Origin of the sequence: Vibrio sp. 10N.222.49.C12 (genome assembly GCF_041475025.1) — a bacterium.
Lineage (GTDB): Bacteria > Pseudomonadota > Gammaproteobacteria > Enterobacterales > Vibrionaceae > Vibrio > Vibrio crassostreae_C.
Genome location: NZ_JBFRVF010000065.1, coordinates 1 through 17,654, shown reverse-complemented (window position 1 = coordinate 17,654; position 17,654 = coordinate 1). Strand labels below are relative to the sequence as shown.

Sequence of the window (17,654 nt, the reverse complement as noted above, 5' to 3'; positions counted from 1 at the left end):
CAAAGATAAACGGCATGAAAAAAACTACAAAACTACTCGCAGCGTCAATTGCATTCGCCAGTCTTCCTCTTTCAGCAGCAAACTACGCCATTGAAGCGCGTGGTGATGCGATGGGTGGTGTTGGTGTTGTTTCAGCAAACTTCCTAACTGCTCCATTCTATAACCCAGCACTTGTTGCCATTTATCGTCGTAATGATGACATGGGAATGATCACGCCAAGTTTTGGCGGTAATTATAATGACCCTAATAACTTAGTTGATGATATCGATAATTTAGTTGACAGCATTGAGTCAGGTACTGTGACTGGTTCTGATCTAGATGCTCTTAATGGTGATAGCCTGAATGTTGATTTAGGTGGTGTTGTAGCATTCGCTCTACCAAATCAGTATATTGCAGCAAACGTATTTGCAAAAGCATACACTGAATCATTTGTAACCCCTGATACATCTAGTGACGCTGCTAATAGTGACTTGGTTAATGCTGAGTTAACTGCTGTTAAAGCTGTTTCTATTGGCATTATGGAAGCTGGTATATCATTAGCAAAATATCAAACGTTCATGGGACAACATTTGTCGTTTGGTATTTCTCCAAAACTCCAAAGAATCTATACGTATAACTACATTGCCTCGGCACAAAACTACGATCTAAGTGATGTTCGAGAAAACGACACCGCGGAAACTACATTTAATATTGATGCAGGTGCGCTTTGGTTTTACGGCCCATTTAGAGTGGGTTTTTCTGCAACGAATATTATAGACCGTGAGATTGAAACTAAATCCGTTAGCCAACAGCTAACAAGCAGCACAGGGGCTACAAGAACAGTAACATCGAGTCATTCTTATAACCTGGGGCCTGTCTACACTGTTGGTGCGGGGATCGTTTCTGATTACTTTACGTTGAGTGTTGATTATGATTTGAATGAAGCAGAGAAGTTTACTTCGTTCGAAGACAACGAACAGATGATTCGTGTTGGTACCGAAGTCGACCTGTTACGTCAGCTTAAGCTAAGGGGAGGGTATTACAAGAACCTGGCTTACTCTGATTCAGAAGGAACAGTGACAGCTGGTGTTGGTATCTCGCCATTGAACTTGTTTCAGCTAGATCTAAGTGCTAACTACACAAATGAAAATGCAATGGGTGCATCAATCAATTTCCTTGCTAGTTACTAACAGTCCTTATATAGTTCTGCTCCTAAATAAAGGAGCAGAGCATGCTAAACGACTTACCAACCCTTTCTCACGAAGAACAACAGAAAGCTGTTGAACGAATTCAAGAAATGATGACCCAAGGCATCAGCACAGCGCAAGCTATCAAAATCGTTGCTGAGCAAATTCGTGAAGAAATGAGTAATAAAGAAGAGTAGGGCATCAGCCCTTCTTTTTTAACCCTTAGTGCACTATAACTAAATATATTACCCTCTAGTATATTATCTCGTACATACCAACTCTTTAGCTACCCTGAATTCCCGACCTATCCAAAATCATTAAATTCTTTTTATTCAGTAAGTTATGTCGGAGTAATCCACTTTTCAGGCTTTCCTTGGTTTTGAGTTGTAATTAAATTACAGCAAGATCTGAAAGTAAAACAATCGCCTTTTAGGTGTCAGTATTTGTGTCACCGTACCTAAGTGGCTAAATATATGGTGTTTTTACGGCTAGTGACGTTGTGACTTGTATTTTGAACGGATGAGAATCCATGAATGTTCAGAAGCAGACAAATGATGATTTCATCGAAGAACGGAGTGAGACAATCCACAGCGGTAATGTTCAAAACCGATATCGCGAATGGCTTACCACTGGTTAGAGCGCGCGTTACTAGCCAAATATGTGGACTTTTAAAACAAATGGTTAGGAAGCTTAGAGGCGTACGGAAGAGCGGTTTATAGAGCGATTCAGGAACGATAAGTATCAACCTGAGAATGCTATCGATGGTGTTATAGCAAACGGTGTTATTACAGATGGTGTTATAGCAGATGGCGAGAGCGCGCTTATAGTCATACGAATCGATTTAAGTTCTGATGAGACAGCAAAGCTTATGGGCTTGTTTGGTCAGCACTTAAGAATCTAACGGGTGCTTAATTGGAGAGTAGATATCGACAGGGCATTAATGGCGTGTGATTGAGTATTAGCAGAGAGTTGAATGTGTAACTGCAGTCCAGTCTAGCGAGGCTTAATAAAACGTAACGACTTGGTTTCGTCCGTTGTCTTTCGCTTGGTAGAGCGCTTTGTCTGCACGTTTGATGGCAGTACGTATCGATTCATGCTCGTTAAGCTGCGTTACTTCGGTCGAAGTCGTCACTTTAAGCGCATTAGGCCAAGGGCTTTGGTCCATTGCTAGGTAAAAATCATTGATAGATTCGTTACACTGTAGCGCAGTTTGTTCCAGGCAAACGAGTAGAAACTCCTCCACCACCCCAGCGATAAAGCAAGTACTGCTCACCAAGGCTCTCGTTCGCCGTTGCGACAAACTGAATAAGTACTTTGTCACCCACTTCATGGCCATGTTGATCATTGATCTGCTTAAAATGGTCTAAATCAAACAACGCGATGTGAATCGTTTTTCCTTGTTGCGCCTGCCATTCGAAATCATAGAAGGTATCTAACGCTTCGGTTCGGTTTCTACATCCGGTCAACGGATCGGTTGTTGCCTTTACCTTGAGCTCTTCAATTTCTTCGGTCAAATAGCGTTGTTGCTCTGCTGCACGCGTTTTGCTTCTTTGCGCGATATGTAACGCACAACCCACATAATAGATGGCATACGTCACCCATAATCCAATTAGGAGTTCGCCTAACAAAGCTTTGCTGATGATTTTACCGTGGAAAACAATGCTCGAGATCTTAAGTGAATGATGTCCATCAAGCGTGCTCGCTCCAAGCCCGAGCTCAACAGACACCGCGTTTGTAATGTCTACCGCGCTACTAGTAATCGGTTGGTTGTAATGATCAATCCACCAAAAAGGAACGTTGAAGTAGTTTAAGTCGATGTGGTTTTTATCTGGTAACGAGAAGTCTAAGCGATTGAACTTATTCGACATAGCATCGCCTTTCACGCTGTAATTCTTGTCGTAATTACGAATGTAGAAGCGAAACCTTGGGTCTTCTTGGCCTTGGTAATCCATATTAATGGTGACCGAATCGTACGTAGAGAGATCGAGCCCTTTACCTTGTATCGATATAACGAATTCAATTTCACAGAAGGGTAAGCTATAGGTTCGTTCGAAGTCACACTGTAACTCAATTCCATCTTCTGACTTATGTAATGAGCCTACGGTGCCACCATCGTGGTCTCTGTCTGTGTTAACGCGTGTAGGGTATTTGTCGGGTGTAATAACGTAGCTCTTATTCATGAGCGTATTAAAAAAGATCAACGACACTAGCGTGATTGCTAGGCAAAAAATCGAAAGGAATATGTTGAGTTTTCGGAATGCTTTGTCGCTCATGATACTAACCCGTACACGTGATTCGAATGTAATGCGCAATGCCTTAGAGTTGGCGCAATCGAAGATTCTATTTGAGTATTGCCCTAGGTGGAATCGGTATACCTAAAACTAACGCAGAGCCTTGATTCTGAATGTTATTTGCTCAATAAGTACGGTTTTTACGGGGGTAACAATTTAACTGTATATTTATACAGTTAAATTTAAAGCGGCTCGGTTTGTTGTAATCAGAGTGGTGTGTGCAAGTTTTATGGCTTGCTGTAATAACGAGTCACGAGGCAATTGTTACTGTTCATCAATTAAAGTGGAGGGTAGTTATGTTGCAGTGTCACTTTTAAACTCAATTTTATCGAAACACTTTGTTAGTTATTTAATCTTTCGTAGCACTCATCTTGTCTTTCATTCCCAATTACGCGCCATATGTCGAACAAGGCTTCAATGCACTGCAGAGCATCCCTAACCCTTATTGGTTTGTAGTGGGTGCTGTTGTGGTTGATATGCTAGGCATGCGGATACCTACTTGAATACTACGCATCTCGATGGAAAACAAAGTGATGGCGTTCCTTGATGCGTTAATCATCGATCTTATTACAGGTTGAATCTCAAGCCTTGGCACGATTGCAGCTTTGAAAACGGACATCAACTGGATAAAGCGAATGCAAAAAGGCCAAGAGCAACGGATACGAAAACTGGAGATTCCGAATGAAAGGACACAAGTGCAAAGGCCGAAAGCAAAACGGCCAGCTAATGAAGGGCTACACGCTTAGAAATGGACGAGTGGTCAAGGCGAACACGACAAGAAAACGCTACAAAAACCCCGATAAGACCGACCAATCCAAAGAGCCACTTTGTTATAAAAGTTGTTCTTTTTTATGTTATCTATAAGAGACTGAGCTATCAGCATCTAGCTTTATAGCTAATGATTTAAATCACTGTTATAAATGAGCTTTACTTATATAATTACGCTACTAAAAATGAGAGTAGTAAATATTTTTGATCTAATTGCTACTAAGTTTCAATATGAAAAAACTATGGCAATTAGCTTAAAACACAGAAATGCTATTGGGATAGATTGGCTAGCCGTTACACGTTTTCGATGTGTTAAAAAATGCGCTATTGAATGAGCGGTACGTTAAACGCAGGAGAGGAGCTAGAGCCAAGGATAGGGTGTATCTGGTTTTACAGCAGAGAAACGGCACAAGTATCAATGTCCATCATAAAATGTCGATACTCAACATGAGAAAATAAATTATGACTATCAGGTTGTTAGTTTTTACATAAGCGAAGTAAAGTCGTTGGTGAATTCGCATTTTATAACCTAGGTTTGTTTTTTTAATTTTAATCACTAGCAATAACAGGAGAATTATATATGGATTTAGTTAGTGTAAGTGCTGATTCAGCTATAAAAAAAGTATCAGGAAATGAAGCTTCGGAGATTGTTAAATTTATTAAGAAAAAACTTTTTGAAAAATGGAGTAATTATGCTGGGAAAAAGGAAATGGAATGTTACTCAGAGAAAGTAGTTAGCTATTTCTATTTCTATACAATCACAAACCCAGATAAGAAAGTGTTTATTGATGAAGTTTATGTCCCGATAAATATGAAAACATCAGATAATATTGAAGTTTCAGCCGAAAAGTTATTTATCAAATCAAGGCATATTAATGTAATTTCTGGTGTTGCAGGTCATGGTAAGTCAACTATGCTAAGATATCTGATGAAAAAAATAGTTCTTGAAAAAGAATCACATGAGATTCCAATTTTCTTTGAATTGAAGTATTTCAGAGATGGAGGTTTAGAACAGCAACTTTGTGATTGGCTTAACAATAATGGGCTGAGTGTGAATGTTTCATTCCTTGAAAAGTTACTTACAGATGGTAACTTGATACTGTTTTTTGATGCTTTCGACGAGTTACCTAGTTATTTAATGGATACTTGTGTCAGTGAAATAACAAAATTACACCAAAAATATCCTAATACGAGTATCACGGTGACGACTAGACCTGATCTTCAAATAACTAAAAATCAGTTTTCCACCAACTACAAATTAATGGATATAAACAGAGAACAAGCTTTTGAAATAATTTTAAAAGCTAGCGGTGATAAGTTAAGAGCGCAAGAGGCTATAAGGGAAATATATAAGAGTAAATTTGTGTCGGGTGTAATTAAAACGCCATTGCTGGCCGTTTTAATTAATGTTACGTATGAGCATTGGAAACACCTTCCTGAAACGATGTCGCAATTCTATGAAAATGTATTTAGTACGTTACTAAGAGTTCATGATGGGACTAAGTCAGGTAAGAGAGTTGATCGAGAGATAGGTATTGGTCTTCATGATTATCAAATATTAGAAGTTGTGTATAATATCTCATATAAGCTTGGGTGTGATGACATTTATGAGTTTAATAACAATGAATTTGACAAGTTATCTGAAAGTATTTTAAAAAAGAAGAAACTTGATAGTTCGAATGTTACACCTTTATTTCGATGTCTAACTAAGGTATGTAATATAGTTATATCGGATGGCAGAAATAATTATAAGTTTATGCATAAAAGTTTTCAGGAATTTTATGCTGCAAAACATGTTGAAGGTCTTCATCATAATAAAAAAGAACAGTTTTACAGCAACTGTTTAAAAAACGTAGAATTTAGAAATAAGGTTAATAAAACTCTAGACTTTCTTTATGAAATAGATCAGGTTTACTTTTTCGAGTACCTACTTGTTCCATATTTACTAAATGAAAAGTTCATTAGACCATATAGTGATGATTTTGATGTTTCAGTTTTAAGAACTTATGATTTTAGTCATTTGGTGAGGTTTATGATTAACTCAAAATATATATCAAAAGACGCGAGCATTATAGAAACCAAACCAATGGATTTGTATTTTTATAGGAAGTTGATTGATGAAGAATATCTAGATGAGGTTTTAGGTCTGATAAATAAAGAAATATATGAACTTGACCTAACAGACTTGTGTCAAGATTTAAATCCTGCACATAAATTACATCGTCTTGAAAATATGTACTCAATGAATGACATAGTTTCTAAATATGGTTTAGAAGATAAAATTGTAAATAGTGTTTTAAGATCTTTTGCCGAACAGGAAATTTCTTTAGATTCTGTTGAATCTGAATTAGAAGAGAAGTTAGATTACTTTTATGACCAAAAAGAATCTTCCGATGAAAATGATGTATCTGATTTATAGATTTGTTTTATGCGTTGAAAAATATCACCACGATTTATATAAGTAGGCTCCTCAATGTAGTCCAAACCTCAATGGACTCTTAGTGAGCAATATAGTGGAGCGACAACTTAATAATATCTGTGTGTGTGTTTGAACCCAAGGTATCTTTGGTATACGACGTTCCCCCCCGAAACGGCAGCGGATGCGCTTTCGGGGGATAATATTTTGGGGGAATCAATTCGACCGTGGCGTTCGACGAGCTGACGATGTTCGTCGCGCTAATACGCAAAACTGAGCAATTCTTTCGGATTAAACTCGCGTCGTTCGTGACCAAGGTAGCACGGTCAAAGTGAACCTTAAATACATTCCAACGATAGTCTAAAGGCAAATAACCGCGAGCATGGATGTTTGTGAGTTTCGGTAAAGTGACTTAACCCATGTGAACATGTCTGTTCATGACATTACGGAGATCTGATGAACACACAGAGTAATCCAATAATCGAACCAACAAACACAAACTTTAGAGCGAGCTGTAAGTTGGGTTTAAAAAACTCAGCATGGAAGCTTACAGACGAGCTCGTGTGAGAAAACTTAACTGGCTTAGTGGATAACCCAAAACAGAATTCAACGCGTGTAGCCAACAAGAAACACGGTGGCGTGTGTGAAATCTGAAAAAGAAACGACAGCAATGCCCACAAGGTTTACACACAGCGCGCTGAATCATGAGTACAAGAAGATGTAAGTCAGACAGACAGACAGACAGACAGAACAAATGTTCTCGTTGATCTGCCTTGTGTAAACGAATCATGTAGATGTTGGCCACACATATAATGGTTGGGTTAAAAGAGCATTTAGAGAATGCTGGTGAACTCAATATGCTTGAGGCACCAGTTGTATTAAGGGTTTAAGAGGAAACGATGACAAGAATAACTTTGGAAAATAGTGACATTACTATCTGGGGCTTACAAGCTCAGTGCGTATTATGTACGTTATGTTAAATGGATTTTGATGTTTATAAGGCAGGTATCTTTGTGTGATGCCCTGCCTTTGTATTGTGCCGATATTCTCTAATTTATACTGTGTATTTAACCATACTGGCTATTTACCATAAAATACCTAATAACCAGTGATAATAATCTTCGATTTTAACCCTGGTATTAGTTAGAGATTAACCGCCAGCAAATTTAACTTTGTAGCCTTTCTTTTCAAGGTGCGCTTTGATCTTGTCGCGCGCGTCACCTTGAATTTCGATGTTGCCATCTTTTACTGAGCCACCGCAGCCGCAAACTTTCTTGAGTTCTGCTGCCATTAGTTTTAATGGTGCGTCATCTAGGTCTAAGCCAGTTACGACAGAAACGCCTTTGCCTTTACGGCCTTTGGTTTCTTTTTGGATTCGAACGATACCATCGCCTTTAGGACGTTGGACTTTCTCTTCTTCAGGCTTAATGCGACCTGTTTCTGTTGAATATACTAGGCTCATAATTTACTTCTTTTGTTGCTCTGCTTTTTGTTTTGCGAGTAAGTAAGCTTCTATATGGCGTTGGATTGCAACCTTGCCGCCTTTGATTAAGCGACCGTTAAACATGCAATACCACGCATTAGGCTCACCGGTGTCATTCTTGATTTGGTAGCCGTTGAAGTTTTCAGTCGAGCCACCAGTTCCTCTCGACTTATTTAATGATATGAATTCTTTTGGATCAATAATAGATGCGGTATCAATCCACCAATCAATACTCTTTTTCACGGCAGCTAGGTTGCCCTGAATAACGTTGTTTTTTAACTTAGCACGCCAAACTGTGTTGTTAGCATCTATCGATTGAAGATGGACGCTTCGGTAAATTGAATTAGCCATATCTATTAATCATCTTTCTGTTTTCACTGCATTAATCATAAGTATACTAATAATGATATCAAGCATAATATGGTAAAAACACCTGTCGAGGTATGGTAATTTGAGAAAAAAAGTCCCTATTTTAACTGACTCTGTGATAATTAATTCATTTGTTGAAAAATTAAACAGCAACGCGACAATAGAAATTATAGATGAGTTGACAGGATTTCAATACTCTCGCAATTCACTGTTGGGCATTTACAGTGATTGGAATCGCTATCATGCGTTCTGTACCAAACATCGTATTAACACACTTCCCGCATCTATAACCGCTGTTCGTCGTTTTCTTGAAACGGAGTCTAACGATAGAAAATACGCATCGCTAAAACGTTACACTGCAACGCTTAGCATGTTACATACTGTGTTGAGCTTTGCTAACCCGATCAAGCACAGGCAAGTTCGCTTTACCCTACTCCACTTACAATCTCAAATGGCCGGTGACGCTAAACAAACCAATGCTATGACATCTGTGCATCTCACTGATTTGAATACGTTACTCTCCCATGAGAAAGCAAACCTGAAAGAGATCAGAGACATTGCTATTTATAACGTGATGTTCGAGTGTGCTTTAAAGCGCTCAGAGCTTAAGTTGTTATCGATGAGTGATGTTGAGTACGTTGAAGATCATTACCAAGTAACAGTCAAAGATTCGGCTTATCAGTTGTCACAAATAGCCAGTGTTGCACTTCAACGTTGGCTTTCGTTTACTGGTATACAAGATGACTTGCCAGTATTTCGTGCGATAGACAAGCATGAGAATATTGGTTTGCAGCCTTTAGATGATTCGTCCATCTATAGGATATTGAGAAGAGCTAGCGACTTACTTCAACTGCCAGAAAATCACCATTTCTCTGGAAATTCGATTCGTGTTGGTGCTGCACAAGAGTTGTCGAAACAAGGTCTTAAGGTTAGAGAGATTCAGGACTTTGGTCGCTGGCTTAGCCCTGCCATGCCAGCCCAATATGTGGGTTTCACGGGAACGGCTGAGAGTGAGAAGATGAAGTTTAAGGCGCTAATACCTTGGCAATAAACGGTTCGTAATTACTTGGATATTGTTACTTGGATATGAGTTGTGGCTAAATGATAGATTCGTAAAAAACGGCTAGCTTTAAAAACAAAAAGTGCCTTGGCGAAAGCTTAAGGCACTTGTTGGTTCAGCTCTAAGTGAACGAAAACGAGTTAGAAACCTAAGAAAGGCTTGTTCTCACGCAGTTTTCTAAGAACTGGCTGAATTTGTGGCCGTCATGCTCAACCATTTTAGGGAACATGGAGATTGGCGTCATACCTGGGAAGGTGTTGACTTCGTTCAGGTAGATTTCGTTGTCTTGCGTTAAAAAGAAGTCGATACGAGACAAGTGACGAAGCTTCATCTGGGTGAAGACTTTTCGTGCGCTGTCTGCAATCAATTCACGCTGTTCGTCAGTTAAATTACTTGCTTCAACTTCAGTGATCGAGTGGCTGTCTGCACTGTACTTCTCTTCGTAAGAGTAAAATGCGCCATTCGGTGCAATCACCTCACCCGGCTTGCTGATGTGTAGCTCGCCATCGATTTCATAAGCAGCAATTTCTAGCTCTCTAGGCACCACTGATTTCTCAACCAATACTTGGTCCGAGAAAGTGAACGCCTTGTTGATAGCCTCGCTTAAATCTTCTACTTGGTTAACTTGGTAACAACCTACAGAAGAACCTTGACGAGCCGCTTTCACAAACACTTTCCCCCACTTTTCAAATGCTTGAGTTGCTTGTGAGTGAGCTTGATCATTGTTGTCTGATAAGAACAGGTACGGCGTGTTTGGAATACCAAGTGCGTCGTACCAAAGCTTTGACGTGATTTTGTTAAAGCTGTTGTTGCTTGCTTCTGGACCACAACCTAGGTATGGAATTTTAGCCATTTCAAACAGTGATTGAATGTCACCTGTTTCACCTGGGAAACCGTGTATGCAAGGCACAATGAAATCGACTTTAGATGCTAAATTGTCACCGCGTAAGGTTTGGTCGTTAATATCAAGATAAACCAATTCACCTGAATCAAGACACCAGCCTTCGTTCTTAATTTCAACTCTTACAACGTTAAAATCTGCAACGCTATTAAGTTGATCAAAAAGGTAATTGGCTGAAACTAAAGATACTTCATGCTCTGAAGATCCACCGCCGCAAAGTAGAAGGATGTTTGTGGTGTTCATGGGTAAATTCGGTCCTTGAAACTAGGAGTACTGACTTCAATGATAAACAAAAGTCGAGATAGGTACAGTGTTTTGATTGTTAAAATTGCGTTCGAAAGATCGAGCGATTAACTATTAAACAAAACAGCGAGTCTTAAAACAAAAGAAGGAGCATTTGCCCCTTCTTTATGAATCAAAACTTAGTTCAACTTGTTAAGCGTTGGGTATTCAGAGTTCTTGATGTCATCAATGCTCTTAACGAACGGCTTCAAGTTTTGGAAAGTGTTCGGCAGTGTTGAGATTGCCTTTTTAGCTTCTAAGCGTGTTGCGTAGTCACCATAAAGTACCGTGAACCACTTAGTGCCGTTAACCATTTTGTAGTTTTCCCAAACTGGTTGAGAAGTCGTAGGTAGCATTTTCACGAAAGAATCGACTTTACTTTGGCTGCCAACAGCAACAACTTGAACTGTGTAACCAAAACGTTGGTTCATGTCTTGTTGTTTCTTGGTTGGGCCTGTCACTACTGCAACTGGCTTAGCTTGAGTCGTTTGAGCGACTTTCTGTTCAACAGGTTCGGTTCTGATCACGTTGACAACATTTTCTTCAACAACGCTTGTTTGCTCAGATTGAGATACAACTGGAGCTTCAACTTTTGCCGTTTTGTACTCTTCTTGATAACTATCTGAAGTGACATTGGTAACGTAGTCGTCAGATACACATGCAGCCAAGAGCAGTGGCAAAGTCACAATTGCAAATTTTTTCATGGAAAGCTCTATATCCTTAATAATAATTACTATAAATCATGCCGATACGTCGGTTTAGAATCAAGTTAACTTTGGGATTATACACCATTAGTGGGTGACCTATTTCACAAACTTTATGCAGTGTTTGCTTATTCATCTGAATTCGGTGAATTTGCCATCAACCTGTGAGTGCAAAGTAAGTTACGATGAACTTACGTGCATTGCTAGGATATGTCTATGAATCATCTTGATCCCCTACTTAAACCCCGTTCAATCGCTGTTGTTGGTGCTTCTCAACGAGAAACACGCGCAGGATATATTGTTATGAACAATTTGTTGCATGGGGATTTTAAAGGTGCGGTGATGCCGGTTACGCCGAAATATGATTCAGTGGCCGGTGTGCTTTCTTACAAGAACATTTTGTCGTTACCGATTGTTCCTGACCTCGCAATCTTGTGTACCAATGCGACCCGTAATGTCGCTATTTTTGAAGAACTGGCTGAGAAAGGTATAGCCTCTGTCATTGTGCTTTCTTCAGACATGCAGCAAGAAAGCGATAATGGTGAGACGTATGATGAACGATGCCTAGCGATTGCCAAAAAGCACAACATTCGAGTGTTGGGTTCCAATAGTTTGGGGGTGATTGTTCCTTGGTTAAATTTGAACGCCTCATTCTCTCCAGTGACAGCATTACCCGGTAAGATCGCCTTTGTTTCTCAGTCGGCAGCTGTGTGTACCACTATTCTCGATTGGGCTAATGACAAAGAGATCGGTTTTTCGGCGTTTATCTCTATAGGCAATGGTAGCGATATCGAATTCTCGGAGTTATTGGATTATCTCAGTACCGACTCTCACACCGAAGCGATATTGCTTTATGTAGACAGCATTACTGATGCGAGGCGCTTTATTTCTGCAGCGCGTGCGGCTTCGCGTAACCGACGAATTTTGGTGTTGAAAGGCGGTCGAACGGCGAAAGGCAGAGCCGCAGCAATGGCTCACACTGGCGGTGCCGACACATTAGATATTATTTATGATTCCGCAATCCGACGCAGCGGCATGCTACGAGTTAAGAACTTACATGAACTGTTTGCTGCGGTAGAAACACTGACTCATTCAGTACCATTGCGAGGCGAGCGCTTGGCTATTGTTACTAATGGTGGCGGCCCTGCGATTATGGCTGTGGACACCCTATTTGACCGCGGTGGTAAGCTCGCAGAGTTTTCAGAAGAGACACTTGATAAGTTGAACAAGGTTTTGCCATCGAGTTGGTCTCATAGCAATCCTATCGATATTGTCGGCGACGCTGGTGATCAACGTTATATCGACACTATAAACATCTTACTCGATGGCGATGAAGCAGACGCGATTCTTATCATGCACAGCCCTTCAGCGGTCGCACATTCCGCTAAAACGGCAGAACGAATTATTGAAGCGATTAAGAAGCACCCTCGCCACAAGCGCTTTAACATCCTGACGAATTGGTCTGGTGAGCTAACAGCAAGGCCCGCACGAAAGCTGTTTACCGAAGCGGGTTTCCCAACTTATCGGACCCCTGAAAGCTCTGTGGTCGCATTCATGCACTTAGTCGAGTACAGACGTAACCAACGTCAGTTAATGGAAACGCCGACCACTGCAGAAAAAGTACACATTGAAGATCTAGCAGATGCGAAAGGTTGGATAGAAAGAAAACTACTGGATAAAGATACAGTTAACCTTGATACTCACCAAAACAGTCAGTTTTTCAAGAGCTTCAACCTCGATGTGTTACCAACTTGGATCGCTTCTGATCCAAGTGAAGCGGTACACATCGCTGAAACGATCGGTTATCCCGTCGCAGTAAAATTACGTTCGCCGGATATTGCACATAAGTCAGACGTACAAGGCGTGATGCTCAATTTGCGAAACAGCAGTGAAGTTGCCAATGCGGCTCAGGCAATTCTCGATCGTTCTCAATTATCCTTCCCTACAGCAAACATCCACGGCTTGTTAATTCAAGGTATGGCTAAGCTCGCGGGCGGCCAAGAGTTACGTATTAAGGTTACAACAGACGAAACCTTCGGCCCAATCATATTACTTGGACAAGGTGGTTCGGAGTGGGATGAGTCGATTGATGCCGCAGCTGCTTTTCCACCGCTCAACATGACACTGGCGCGTTACTTGATTATTCGAGCGATAAAAAGCGGCAAGATTCGTCTACAAAAACTCCCTAACCCCATCGATATAGAAGGTTTGTCTGAGTTATTGGTACGTATATCGCAAATGGTAGTGGATTGCCCTGAAATACATGATTTGGATATCCATCCAGTACTGGCCAATGGTGACAAGTTCACGATATTAGATGCCGATATCATCTTGAAAGCGTACGAAGGCGATCCACAGGAACGTCTTGCGATTCGCCCTTATCCGGTCGAGCTTGAAGAGCGTATCCAGCTAAAAGATGGAACCGAAGTGTTGTTACGTCCTATTCTTCCCGAAGATGAACCGCTTCATGCTGACTTCATTAACCGTGTGTCTAAGGAAGATCTCTATAAGCGTTTCTTTAGTGATGTCGGTGAATTCAATCATGAGGCGTTGGCGAATTTCACTCAGATTGATTTCGATAGAGAAATCGCCTTTGTGGTCGTTCGCGAGGAACAAGGCGTTCCAGCGATCATCGGCGTGTCCCGTGCGCTGATTAACCCTGAGAACACAGACGCCGAATTCGCAATATTGATTCGTTCTGACCTTAAAGGTGTTGGTCTAGGTCGCATTCTTATGACCAAGGTTATCGATTACTGCCGTGCGAAGCAGACCAAGCAGATGTCGGGTATGACGATGCCAACCAATAGAGGGATGCTGACACTAGCTCAAAAGCTCGGTTTTAAGCTAGATATCAGCTTTGAAGATGGTACTGCAGATATGGTGTTACCGTTACTTTAACGCCCATGTCTTTTTAAGATGTTGGATACACCAAGACTTGGCGTCGCCCATTTTGTTGCGTCGCCAAGCCATAACAATATCGATCGGTTGTGGTTCTGTACCGGAGATCTGCTGTAGTACGCCAGATTCAATCAAAGGTTTAGCGACACTATTCGGTAAGGTGCCAATCCCTAGTCCTGATGTCAAAGCCTCTACTTTCGCAGGAAAGCTTGTCACGGTTAAACGTGGCTGTTTCTCTAGAATATTGATGCTTAGTGCTGGCTGATCGCGTGCGGTGTCTGCAATGGCAATAACCCTGTAACTTTCTCTCGCCTTCTGATCGAATTCACCAGAACGATTGTGAACATAGTGGCTTGATGCCGCGACCCACACCATCTCCATTTTACCAATTACGTCACTTTTCATATCGTTTGGAATTGTATCGAGCTTAGGGCATATCAATAAGTCAGCACGACCATCTGTGAGAGATTCCCAACAACCCGCTAAGATTTCCTCTTGCAAACGAACGCGTGTTTTACTGATTTTTCCTAGTTCATCTACCAGTGGGAAAAAGTTAGCAATCGGGATAATGCCATCAAAGGCGATGGTCAAATCGAGCTCCCAACCATTGGCTAGAATGCTTGCCTCGTTAACAAGACGTTCTGTAGCTCCAAGAATGATTCTACCTTGCTCAAGTATCAACTGACCCGCTTCCGTGAAATTTGCACGGTGGCCTGAGCGGTCAAAAATCATGATGTCTAGATCTTGTTCAAGCTTCTGTATTTGATAGCTGAGTGATGAAGGCGCTCTGTCCATTTCATTGGCCGCGGCGGCGAAACTTCCACGTCGGTCGATGGCGTCTAGGATGTGTAACGCTTCAAGTGTTATTGGACTATGCATAGCTTTCCTACTTTATAAATGAGACTTGAATCACAAAAACAGAAGCATTCAGGCTGTGAATGGAACTGTAAAAGTCTTTTTAATACAGATATTTAAGAGTATTAATTATGAGTTAGTTGATAAAATTGAAAATTATTTAAATGCAAATAATAGTAATTATCATTTAGATCCAATATTATATTTCGCAAATCAAGATAATACTATGGAACTAAGGTAACTATCAGATGTATAAGCAATCCCTGCTCTCTGCTTCAATCGTTTTAGCGCTTTCATCAACATCAGCCTTTGCTGAAGATTATGCCCTATTTGACGAGGTTGTTGTATCTTCGACTCGTACTAATCAACAACTTGAAGATGTTGCTGCGTCGGTAACTGTGATTAACGATAAAGATATCGAAAAAAACATGGTTACGGATGTAGAAGACTTATTTAAGTACACACCAGGTGTCACGGTGACTACGAATTCTCGCCAAGGGATTCAAGGTATTAACATTCGTGGTATGGAAGGTAACCGAGTAAAGGTTATCGTTGATGGAGTATCACAAACTAGCCAATTTACTCCAAGTGGTACTCAGTCATATAACTTCATTAACTCTTCACGCATTGATGTCGATACGGATATGTTGAAGTCTGTCGAGATTGTTAAAGGTGCGGCTTCTTCTCTGTATGGTTCTGACGCGATTGGTGGTATTGCTGCGTTCGAAACAAAAGACCCGAGTGACTTTTTAAAAGACAAAGACTTCGGTGGCCACGCGAAGTTCAACTACTCTTCATCTGATAATACCTTTAGCGAATCGGTTGCTTTAGCAAATCGTATTGGCGACCTAAAAACGTTAGTTGCTTATACTCGCAGAGACGGTGAGCAAACTGATAACTTTGGTACACCTGATGAGCAAGATACTCAGAACAACAACTTGTTGGTTAAGCTTCAGTACCAATTAAACGAACAACACCGTTTAGAGTTTTCTGGTAACTTCATTGAGAATTCTGGTGATACCGATTTAAATAGTGCAAGTTACACCGACTACACTGGCGAAGACACAACTAGCCAACAGCAAATCGGTATCAAACATATTTGGGATGCTGACCTAGCGTTTGCAGATACTATTACTTGGCAAGCTGACTGGCTGAGCAAAGAAGAGAATGGCGTAACTAATCGTACTTCTAATGGCGGTATGTTCCTACCTCCGGCAGGTAATGTTCAGAAAAAGGACTATATCTACGAGGATGAAGGTTATCAATTTGATTTGCAATTCGATAAGTTCTTCATGACGGGTAATGTAGAAAACTACTTTATCTATGGCGCTTCATATTCGGACAAAGACATTAAAAACGTTAATAACGAATATAACTCCATCAGCGCAGACCAAGTTATTTTCTACATCCCTGCCGCATCTGAAAGAAAATATGGATTCTTTGCTCAAAATGAAATGACGATCGGAAATTGGATGATTACTCCGGGTGTTCGTTTTGATGGTTTTGAAACTGATCCAGGTGATACAAGTCAAAACCCAAGTGGTAACCCAGAAGAGTCTTATGCAAAATATTCAGACTCAGCTGTTACCGGACGTTTGGGTACAACTTACACGCTTAATGATGAAAATAAGATCTTCGGTCAAATCAGCCAAGGCTTTAGAGCTCCTGATTTCCAAGAGCTTTACTACTCATTTGGTAATCCTGCTCACGGTTATTTGAATGCCCCTAACCCTGACTTAGAAGCTGAAGAAAGTATTTCATACGAGTTAGGTTGGCGTCATAACACAAATTATTCATCAAGCGAAATCGCTATCTTCTACAGCGATTATGATAACTTTATTGATAACGTAGCAGTTAGTGGCTCAGCCACTCCGGCCGATCCAACAATATATCAGAATGTAAACATTGATGAAGCCGTAATTAAAGGTATCGAAGCGTCAAATACACAGTCTTGGAATAGCTTCATGCCAGTGAAAGGTGTTAGTACTCGTGTTTCTGCAACGTATACTGAAGGTGAAGATGGCGAAGGTAATCCTCTTAACAGTGTAAACCCTTGGAACGCTGTCGTTGGTTTTAACTATGATGCTCCTTCAGCACTATGGGGTACATCACTTAACATAAGCTACACAGCAGGTAAGAAGTCTAGTGATATCAACAGCGATGGTTTGAATGATGAAATTCTACCAATTGATTCAGCAACTGTAGTTGACCTAACAGCATACTACTTGCCGATGAAGGATCTTACGCTTAGAGCAGGTCTCTTCAACGTTACGGATGAAGAGTACTACTCGTGGAATGACGTTCGTGGATTCTCACAAGAAGATAAAGATTACACGCAAGCAGGTCGTAACTGGTCAATTACAGCTAAATACGAATTCTAACTCGTTAGAAAACTTAACGACAGAATCTGATACAGCAGAAACTAAAAAGCCAGCTTAATTGCCTGTCTCTTGATCACAAG

11 protein-coding genes and 1 pseudogene are annotated in these 17,654 nt (G+C 40.7%); 6 read left to right on the top strand and 6 right to left on the bottom strand.

What is annotated here, in order from left to right; all coding sequences use genetic code 11:
* The first annotated feature begins 14 nt into the window (after positions 1-14).
* Entirely contained in the window at positions 15-1,169 is a 1,155-nt protein-coding gene (locus AB4583_RS18055; protein ID WP_017069084.1) for a conjugal transfer protein TraF, read from the top strand.
* Positions 1,170-1,210: 41 nt separating this feature from the next.
* Positions 1,211-1,363, top strand: a complete 153-nt coding sequence (locus AB4583_RS18050) for a YoaH family protein (protein WP_004731009.1) — start codon at positions 1,211-1,213, stop codon at positions 1,361-1,363.
* 806 nt (positions 1,364-2,169) lie between these two features.
* Here AB4583_RS18050 and AB4583_RS18045 read toward each other — a convergent pair.
* Positions 2,170-3,478 (bottom strand): annotated as a pseudogene (locus tag AB4583_RS18045) (GGDEF domain-containing protein).
* A gap of 1,327 nt (positions 3,479-4,805) precedes the next feature.
* On the opposite strand from AB4583_RS18045, the gene AB4583_RS18040 reads away from it, so the two are divergent.
* On the top strand, positions 4,806-6,644 hold the full coding sequence (locus AB4583_RS18040) for an NACHT domain-containing NTPase (RefSeq protein WP_372114594.1): 1,839 nt from the start codon (positions 4,806-4,808) through the stop codon (positions 6,642-6,644).
* 1,147 nt (positions 6,645-7,791) lie between these two features.
* On the opposite strand, the gene yciH is transcribed toward AB4583_RS18040, so the two are convergent.
* Both yciH and AB4583_RS18030 read right to left on the bottom strand, forming a co-directional pair.
* Positions 7,792-8,103 carry a stress response translation initiation inhibitor YciH gene (yciH, locus tag AB4583_RS18035; protein ID WP_008221404.1) on the bottom strand — a complete coding sequence of 104 codons (312 nt, stop codon included), beginning with the start codon at positions 8,101-8,103 and terminating at the stop codon, positions 7,792-7,794.
* A gap of 3 nt (positions 8,104-8,106) precedes the next feature.
* Complete coding sequence (locus AB4583_RS18030) at positions 8,107-8,475, bottom strand: DUF3319 domain-containing protein (protein ID WP_372052244.1); 369 nt, start codon at positions 8,473-8,475, stop codon at positions 8,107-8,109.
* Between the two features lie 100 nt (positions 8,476-8,575).
* Between AB4583_RS18030 and AB4583_RS18025 the strand changes: the two genes are divergently transcribed.
* Positions 8,576-9,544 (top strand): tyrosine-type recombinase/integrase, encoded by a 969-nt coding sequence (locus AB4583_RS18025; RefSeq protein WP_102320805.1) that lies wholly within the window; start codon positions 8,576-8,578, stop codon positions 9,542-9,544.
* 157 nt (positions 9,545-9,701) lie between these two features.
* Here AB4583_RS18025 and AB4583_RS18020 read toward each other — a convergent pair whose 3' ends face one another.
* Both AB4583_RS18020 and AB4583_RS18015 read right to left on the bottom strand, forming a co-directional pair.
* Complete coding sequence (locus tag AB4583_RS18020) at positions 9,702-10,697, bottom strand: D-alanine--D-alanine ligase (RefSeq protein ID WP_372118607.1); 996 nt, start codon at positions 10,695-10,697, stop codon at positions 9,702-9,704.
* Positions 10,698-10,876: 179 nt separating this feature from the next.
* Entirely contained in the window at positions 10,877-11,440 is a 564-nt protein-coding gene (locus tag AB4583_RS18015) for an SPOR domain-containing protein (protein ID WP_017069919.1), read from the bottom strand.
* Positions 11,441-11,656: 216 nt separating this feature from the next.
* Here AB4583_RS18015 and AB4583_RS18010 point away from each other — a divergent pair, with 216 nt between their 5' ends.
* A complete protein-coding gene (locus tag AB4583_RS18010; protein WP_102320807.1) occupies positions 11,657-14,338 on the top strand; it encodes a bifunctional acetate--CoA ligase family protein/GNAT family N-acetyltransferase in 2,682 nt (893 codons plus the stop codon).
* Here AB4583_RS18010 and AB4583_RS18005 read toward each other — a convergent pair.
* Complete coding sequence (locus AB4583_RS18005; RefSeq protein ID WP_065584957.1) at positions 14,330-15,217, bottom strand: LysR family transcriptional regulator; 888 nt, start codon at positions 15,215-15,217, stop codon at positions 14,330-14,332. The two genes, AB4583_RS18010 and AB4583_RS18005, sit on opposite strands and share 9 nt — an antisense overlap.
* Positions 15,218-15,441: 224 nt before the next feature.
* Here AB4583_RS18005 and AB4583_RS18000 point away from each other — a divergent pair, with 224 nt between their 5' ends.
* Positions 15,442-17,574 (top strand): TonB-dependent hemoglobin/transferrin/lactoferrin family receptor, encoded by a 2,133-nt coding sequence (locus tag AB4583_RS18000; RefSeq protein WP_372118603.1) that lies wholly within the window; start codon positions 15,442-15,444, stop codon positions 17,572-17,574.
* Positions 17,575-17,654 lie beyond the last annotated feature (80 nt).